Genomic DNA, 6,853 nt, shown 5'->3' with positions numbered 1-6,853 from the left:
GAGGCGGACGAGGCGGACGAGGCGGACGAGGCGGGAGCAGGCTCGCCGAGATACGCGGCCATCGAATCGTCGAGCGCCTTGATCCAGGGTGTGTGATGCGGCGGTGACTGCGTGCCCGTCATCAGCGATCGATACGACTTGTTGCGGTAGCCCATGATGTCCTCGTGCTTGTCGTGTTTCCACGCCAGAAAGGTGCGATTCACGCCGGCAATGTCGAAGCTCGGATAATCCGTGGCCGCTACCAGTTGTTCGATATAGCTGCCCTGAAACTCGAACATTTCCTGGTTGGTCACAAGGGCTTCTTCGCGCGCGCGCCAGGCGAGGCTGCTGGCTGTCATGGCGTCGCGCGCAGGCAGGGCGATGCGCTCGAGGATCACGTCGCGCGCGTACCATGCCTGGGCGTCGAACATGTTGAACGAGTACCAGAGGTCCTGCATGCCCAGGTAGATGAGGCGCGGGTTGTCTTCCCAGAAAATGCCTTGATACAGCCCGAGCGGCCACAAACGGTTGTTCGTTTTCAGGCGCAGCGAATCGGGCAGGAAGGGGAAGTGATGCTTGTAGCCGGTGCAAAGGATGATGGCGTCGATGTGCTTGACGCTGCCGTCCGCGAAATGCGCGACATTGCCGCTCATGCGCTGCAGCAGCGGCTTTTCTTCCCACGTGGCGGGCCAGTGATAGCCCATCGGCGCGCTGCGGTAGCAGCTTGTGATGCTGCGCGCGCCATATTTGTAGCATTGCGAACCAATATCTTCGGCGGAATAGCTGCTGCCGATCAGCAGCACGTCCTTGTTCTTGAATTCCAGCGCATCGCGAAAGTCGTGTGCGTGCAGGATGCGCCCGCCAAAGCTCTCGAAGCCCGGGAAGGTCGGCGCGTGGGGCGTGGAGAAATGGCCACAGGCGTTCACCACGTAGTCGAAGGTCTCGGTGCGGGCGATATCGTGGGCGAGATCGTGGCTCGTCAGCGTGAACTGTTGCGTCGCTTCGTCGTAGCGCACGTCGCGCACCACGGTGTTAAAGCGGATGTAGTCGCGCACACCGGCCTTTTCCACGCGGCCCTTGATGTAATCCCACAGCACCTCGCGCGGCGGATAGGAGGCGATCGGCTTGCCGAAATGCTCTTCGAAGGTGTAATCGGCGAATTCCAGGCATTCCTTCGGCCCGTTCGACCAGAGATAGCGGTACATGCTGCCGTGCACCGGCTCGCCGTTTTCGTCGGTGCCCGTACGCCAGGTGTAGTTCCACATGCCGCCCCAATCGGCCTGTTTCTCGAAGCAGACCAGTTCGGGAATGTCCGCGCCCTGGTCGCGCGCCGACTGGAATGCGCGCAGTTGCGCCATGCCGGACGGACCGGCGCCGATGATGGCTACACGTTGCTTCATGCTGGTTTACCTCGCGAGAGTAAGCGGATCGGGAAGGGAGAGCGACTGGCGGCGCGCCGCCAGTAGGGTGTTGCGCATGAGGCAGGCGATCGTCATCGGCCCCACGCCGCCTGGCACGGGCGTAAGCGCGGATGCGACCTGCAGGACGCTGGCGTGATCGACGTCACCCACGAGCCGCGCGGGTTCGCCCGCGAGCGCAGCGCCCACGCGGTTGATGCCCACATCGATCACCACGGCGCCGGGCTTGATCCACGCAGCGTCCACGAAGCCCGCGCGGCCCACGGCCACCACCACGATATCGGCGGTGCGGCACAGTTCGCGCGCGTTCTCGCTGCGCGAATGCAGGACGGTCACCGAGCAATGCGCATTGAGCAAGAGCGCGGCCATGGGCTTGCCGACGATGTTCGAGCGTCCCACCACCACCGCATGTTTGCCCGCGAGGTCGCCCAGCGTTTGCTGTAGCAGGATCAGACAGCCTTGCGGCGTGCACGGCGCGAGCGTCGGTTCGCCAAGCGCTAGCCGGCCGACGTTCTCGCGATGAAAACCGTCCACATCCTTGAGGGGATCGATGGCGGCGATCACCGCACCCGCGTCGATCTGGGCGGGCAGTGGCAGTTGCACCAGCACTCCGTGCACTTTGGGGTCGGCGTTCAGGCGAGCGATGAGCGCAAGCAGCGCCGCTTCGCTCGTCGCCGCATCGAGCCGATGTTCGACCGAGCGGATGCCGACCTCCTGCGCGCGCCGCACCTTGTTGCGCACATAGACGTCGCTCGCCGCATCGTCGCCGACCAGCACAACTGCGAGGCACGGCTCGATACCGTTCTCGTGCAGCGCCGCCACCTCGCGCGCGACGTCGTCGAGCACGGTTTGCGCCGCCACGCGGCCGTCGATGGTGCGTGCGGTGCTCATCGGAACACCACTGTGCGGTTCTGGTTCAGGAATACCCGGTGCTCGGTGTGATAGCGCACCGCGCGCGCGAGCGCGACGGTCTCGGTATCGCGACCTATCGCGACGAGGTCATCCGGACGCAGCGCGTGATCGACGCGCTGGACTTCCTGCTCGATGATCGGGCCTTCGTCCAGATCCGAGGTCACGTAATGCGCCGTCGCACCGATCAGCTTTACGCCGCGCTCGAACGCCTGGTGATAGGGTTTCGCGCCCTTGAACCCGGGCAGAAACGAGTGATGGATGTTGATGGCGCGGCCCGCGAGCTGCTGGCACAGATCGTTCGAGAGGATCTGCATATAGCGCGCGAGCACCACGAGGTCCGTGCCGGTTTCGTCCACGAGACGCAGCAGCTCGGCTTCCTGCTGCGCTTTGGTCTCGGCGGTAACGGGCAGATAGATGAAGCGGATACCTTCGCGCTCAGCCATTGGCCGCAGGTCGAGATGATTCGACACGATCGCCGTGATGCGCATGCGCAGCTCGCCCTTGTGGTAGCGGTAGAGCAGATCGGTCAGGCAGTGATCGAACTTGCTGACCATCAGCAGCACCTTCATGGGTTCGCTTGCGCTGGCTAGCTTCCACTGCATGCGATAGTCCTTGGCCACGCTGGCGAAGTCGCGGCGCAGTTTTTCGATGTCGCCGCGCGCGGCGTCGTTGAAGCGGAACACCGCGCGCATAAAGAACGTGCCGCTGGCTTCGTCGTCGAACTGGGCAAGTTCGCTGATATAGCAGCCCGAGGTAGCGAGATACGAGGTCACGGCGGAGACGATGCCGGACGTGGCCGGGCAGCTAATGGCCAGAACGAATTGCTGGGTCACAATTGGGACTCCATAGTAATTGCGCTTGAGATCGGCCGCCCGATATAGGCGCGGCCGCACCGTTGCCGTCAGCCCACGGCGAGGCGCTTTGTTTTCTCGGGATCGTCGAAGGGCAGGAGCGCGGCGCGTGCGGTGGTTTCCATGCTGCCGCGCACCTCCAGCGCGAAGCCCGGCTGCGCGGCCATCACATCCAGACGCGCGATGGCGAGCGAGCGCTGCGTGAGGCGCGAATACATCCCGCAGGTCACCACGCCAACCTGCTGGCCCGCGTGCCAGAGTGTGTCGCCGTCCAGCGCCGCCTTGCCCGCGTCGAACTCCACGCCGAAGATCTTGAAGCGCTCCTTGCCAGCGAGGCGAGTGTGCTCACCCGCGCCGCAAAATGCCGTTTTTCCGGGCGATACGGTGAAGTCGAGGCCCAGTTCCCAGAGCGTGTCGCCGGCCTTCTCGCTGGCGAAGGGATACATCTCCGAGTTGTCGTAGGGATAGAACAACAGGTAGCTTTCCACCCGCAGCCAGTCGAGCGCTGTGAATGCGCAGGGGATGATGCCGAACGCTGCGCCCTTTGCGAGGATCGTGTCCCAGATCAGCGGTGCGTCGGCGGCCTTGCAGAAAATCTCGTAGCCGCGCTCGCCCGTGTAGCCGGTGCGCGAGATCATCACCGGACGACCGAAAAGCCGTGTCTGCAGATGGTGGAAGTAAGGCAGATCGCGGATACCGGGTACATGTTCGGCAAGAAATTCCACGGCGGCGGGGCCTTGAAGCGAGAGGTCGTGGAGATCGTCGTCGAACAGCACGGCCACCTGCTTGCCTTGCGCCGACGCGACCAGCCGCTCGTAACCGCTGCCCGCGCCGTGCACGACCATGAAGGCATTCGGCCCGGTGCGATAGACAATGCAGTCGTCGATGAATTTGCCGTCTTCGTTGAGCATGGTGGCGTACACCGACTTGCCTGGATAGAGCTTGCCGATATCGCGCGTCGTGGCCCAGTCGAGCAGACTTTGCGCGTGCGGACCAACATAGTGCACTTTCTTCAGGCCCGAAACATCCATCAGGCCCGCCTTCGTACGGATAGCCTCGTGATGATCCGCGAGATCGCTGGCATAGGTCCAGGCGGTGCCCATGCCGTTCCAGTCCTCGAGCGTCGAGCCGAGTGCGCGATGGCGCTCGGCGAGCGCGGAGATACGCCATGAATTGGCCATGTTCTGCTCCAGTTTGTCTGTGTGGTAGTACTAATGATGTGGATGATCAGCGGTCGAAACGGCTCAGCCATTCGAGCAGCGCCGGTCGATAGCGCGTCATGCCCTTGTAGTCGGCGATGGAATCCGGCAAATCGCGCAATACACGATAAAGACGCTGCGCCCATGCCGCGTTCGTGCAGATATCGGAGACGCTGCACAGGTAGGTGCGAATGCTGAACACCAGGGCGTGGCTGCGCGGCAGGCGCGCCATCAGTTGCAACTCGACGCGCAGATGCACGAGTTCGCCGGCGTTGGTCGCCGTGACGGTGCCGCGATCGCTGCCCCATTCGTGATAAGTCTCGGGCGAGGTGTCGAGGCGCGGGTGCACCGTGAGCGTCCAGTTCAGGCGGCGCACGGGTGCGCCCGCCTGGATGGCGAGCAGGTACTTGAGTGCGCGATCGAACACGCCCATCTGATGGGCGAGCGGCACCGGCGCGTGCCATTGCTTGAAGCTCATTCCCGCGTCGAAGGCGAGCGACCAGTCAGCCGGGCCGGTGATGACACCTGCGTCCATATAAAGGTCGTCGTCGCGCTGATCGAGCAAGGCGAAATCGCCCTGCGTTTGCCGCGCGATATATTCGAGCGGTGCATAGGGCAGCGTGCTGTCGTCGCCGAACTCGAAGCGCTGCTCGATGCCCAGCGCGTGGTTGGTCCAGTGCCAGCGCTTGTCGTCGCGCACGAGTGTGAAGGACTCCGGATAATCGGCGGCGAGATGTTCCATGATGAGTTCGAGCGCATCCCACGACGCCGTCTGCATATGCGGCATCTGGATCGCGCGACGCGGGTCGTTTTCGAGCACGAGCGCGCGTTCCGCTACTTCGGAGCGGTAGTGTTCGTCGATGTCGAAGCAATGTTCGAACACGGAGCCCGCTTCGCGCGGCGTGGCCGGTTCGATGTTGACAGAGTACTGATAGCGGTCCTCGGGAAAGGGAAACGGGAAACGCGCGATCGCCTTCGCGCTATTGGCGAAGCTGAAGTCGCCGCGATAGGTTTGGGCGGGCTTGATCAGGACGCTCATGGACTCGGGCTCACAGGTCGAGGGAAAGGGTGGCGGCGCAGGCACGCGAAACGCAGGGCATCAGATGCGTTTCGCGCTCGTCGGCGGCTAGAAAGTGATCGCGATGCTCGACGGCGCCGTCCAGATGGCGCGTCGCGCACTGGCCGCAGACGCCGCCGCGGCAAAGGTTGGGCACGGCGATGCCCGCGGCTTCGAGCGCTTCGAGCAGGCTGCGGTCTGCGGCGACTTCAACGCGGCGGCCGCTGCGCGCGAGCACGGCAGTAAACGGTGTGCCAGGCGCGGGTGCGGCGAAAGCTTCGGCGTGCACCCGGCGTGCGGCCCAGCCAAGCGTGCGGGCGGCGTCGCGCACGGCGTCGATCAGCGATTGCGGGCCGCAGACATAGACATGGGCGCCCGGCGGCTGCGCCGCCAGCACGCGTTTCACGTCGATTCGCGCGGCAATGCCGCAGGCGCTGTCATAAGCGTGAAAGCGCGGGCCGAGGCTCTCGCGCAATTCGCTCGCGTAGGCGTCGGAGAGACCGCCGCGCAAGGCATAGTGCAGTTCGAAATCGGCATCGCGGCGTTCGAGTTCGGCGATATGCGCGATAAACGGCGTAATGCCGATACCGCCTGCGATCAGCACATGCCGCCGCGCCGTTGCGTGCAGCGCGAACAGATTCGCGGGGCGTGTGACGCGCAGCGTCATGCCCGCTTCGATGGCGCGGTGCACGAAAGCGGAGCCGCCGCGCGAGGCGTCGGCTTTGCGCACGGCGATGCGCCAGGCGCTCAGGTCGGCCGGATCGCAGGCGAGCGAGTAGGCGTTGCGCATTTCGCGCCCGCCAGCGGGCATGACGAGTTGAATGTGACTGCCCGACGAGAACGCGGGCAAGCGGCCCGTCACGGCGCGCAGCGTGAGTTCGCGCACTACGGGCGTGAGCATGCGCACCGCGCTGACCTGCACTTCGAGCGTATTCATGCGCGGACCTCCGCGTAGGCATGGTCCGCGTCGGCGCAGACGCCTAGCCACGCGCCCAGACGTTCGGAGAAATGGCCGCGCACCGCGAGGCGCACGCCGCACTGCTTGCAGGTGACTTCATCATCCGCGCCGTAATCGTGCGCTTGCGCGCAATGCACGCAATACACCGTGCGTAACGCCCCGATCGCCGTCGCCGAGACTTCTCCACGATCCACGCCCGCCGCGCGTGCGAGCCGCTGCATGCGCCAGATGAAGGCTTCATCGCCGGCCAGATAAAGACGCGTGCCGGGCGAGCAGTGCGCGAGCGTGTCGATAAGCTCGGTGGCCAGATCGTCTTCGCGCGAGCAGAAAGTCGAGTCGATTGCGAGCGGCATGGCGCGTTCCATGCTCAGCACGCGCGATGGTGCGGAGCGCTGTGCGAGACGCGCGATGAAGGGCGCGACGGCATCGCACGTGTGACGCTGCACGACGAGCAAATGAAACTGCGCATCGTCGCAAGG

Annotated in this window: 7 protein-coding genes; all 7 read right to left on the bottom strand. The window is 64.5% G+C overall.

Annotation, left to right across the window (positions count from 1 at the left end; translation table 11 throughout):
- Positions 1-1,379: NAD(P)/FAD-dependent oxidoreductase (locus VG320_RS30755; protein ID WP_327203841.1), on the bottom strand; the 1,379-nt coding region annotated here is incomplete at its 3' end.
- A 6-nt stretch (positions 1,380-1,385) separates the two neighbouring features.
- Positions 1,386-2,288, bottom strand: coding sequence for a bifunctional methylenetetrahydrofolate dehydrogenase/methenyltetrahydrofolate cyclohydrolase FolD (locus VG320_RS30750; protein ID WP_327203840.1), 903 nt, complete (start codon positions 2,286-2,288; stop codon positions 1,386-1,388).
- Positions 2,285-3,142 carry a formyltetrahydrofolate deformylase gene (gene purU / locus VG320_RS30745; protein ID WP_327203839.1) on the bottom strand — a complete coding sequence of 286 codons (858 nt, stop codon included), beginning with the start codon at positions 3,140-3,142 and terminating at the stop codon, positions 2,285-2,287. Before purU ends, VG320_RS30750 begins: the two co-directional genes overlap by 4 nt.
- Positions 3,143-3,210: 68 nt before the next feature.
- On the bottom strand, positions 3,211-4,341 hold the full coding sequence (locus VG320_RS30740) for an aminomethyltransferase family protein (protein WP_327203838.1): 1,131 nt from the start codon (positions 4,339-4,341) through the stop codon (positions 3,211-3,213).
- A 46-nt stretch (positions 4,342-4,387) separates the two neighbouring features.
- Complete coding sequence (locus VG320_RS30735; protein ID WP_327203837.1) at positions 4,388-5,398, bottom strand: DUF3445 domain-containing protein; 1,011 nt, start codon at positions 5,396-5,398, stop codon at positions 4,388-4,390.
- Between the two features lie 10 nt (positions 5,399-5,408).
- On the bottom strand, positions 5,409-6,353 hold the full coding sequence (locus tag VG320_RS30730) for a PDR/VanB family oxidoreductase (protein ID WP_327203836.1): 945 nt from the start codon (positions 6,351-6,353) through the stop codon (positions 5,409-5,411).
- A partial coding sequence (locus tag VG320_RS30725; RefSeq protein ID WP_327203835.1) for a dimethylamine monooxygenase subunit DmmA family protein occupies positions 6,350-6,853 on the bottom strand: 504 nt, incomplete at its 5' end. The genes VG320_RS30730 and VG320_RS30725, both read right to left, overlap by 4 nt.

The organism is Paraburkholderia sp. (genome assembly GCF_035948235.1).
In the GTDB taxonomy this organism is placed as follows: Bacteria; Pseudomonadota; Gammaproteobacteria; order Burkholderiales; family Burkholderiaceae; genus Paraburkholderia.
Note: the sequence above shows the minus strand (reverse complement) of the source record. Positions and strands in the feature narration are given on the sequence as shown.